Origin of the sequence: Bacillus pseudomycoides DSM 12442, from assembly GCF_000161455.1 — a bacterium.
GTDB lineage: Bacteria > Bacillota > Bacilli > Bacillales > Bacillaceae_G > Bacillus_A > Bacillus_A pseudomycoides.
Genome location: NZ_CM000745.1, coordinates 4,994,079 through 4,994,690 on the forward strand (window position 1 = coordinate 4,994,079; position 612 = coordinate 4,994,690).

Genomic DNA, 612 nt, shown 5'->3' on the forward strand with positions numbered 1-612 from the left:
CGGTGGCCGCGGATTTTCACCTGATCATCCATTCTTCCAAGGTACTCCAGGTTTCCATCTTCCAGCCATCGGGCCAGGTCACCTGTTTTGTACATCCGCTCTCCTGGTTGAAACGGATTTTCAACAAAGCGCTCTTCCGTTAGCTCTGGACGATTCCAATAACCTCTAGCCACACCTTCCCCGGCAACATACATTTCACCGCCGATTCCAACGGGCAGGAGGTTCTTCTGTCCATCCAGCACATACACCTGAAGAGTGGGAATCGGTTTTCCAATGTTGCTGATGTTAGTCTCGATTTCTTTTTCAGTAATTTCCTTGTACGTAACATGAACAGTCGTTTCCGTAATCCCATACATATTAATCAACTGAGTAGAAGGATAGGCTACTTTCCAGTCCTTCAGCTGTAGAGGGGACAGCTTTTCGCCCCCAAAAATAACTTTACGGATCGGCATCTCGGCTGACTTCATCTTTTTCATCTGGTGAGAAAGCTGATAAAATGCCGTAGGCGTCTGATTCAAGATGGTCACTTTCTCTTTGAGAAGCAGCTCAGCAAAAGCCTCAGGATCCCGAGCCACAAAAGATGGAACAAGAACTAGCCGGCCTCCATACAAC

The 612-nt window shown here is 47.5% G+C and carries 1 protein-coding gene; it reads right to left on the minus strand.

From position 1 onward, the window contains the following. Nucleotides 1–612: AMP-binding protein (locus BPMYX0001_RS25360; protein WP_033799366.1), on the minus strand; the 612-nt coding region annotated here is incomplete at both ends.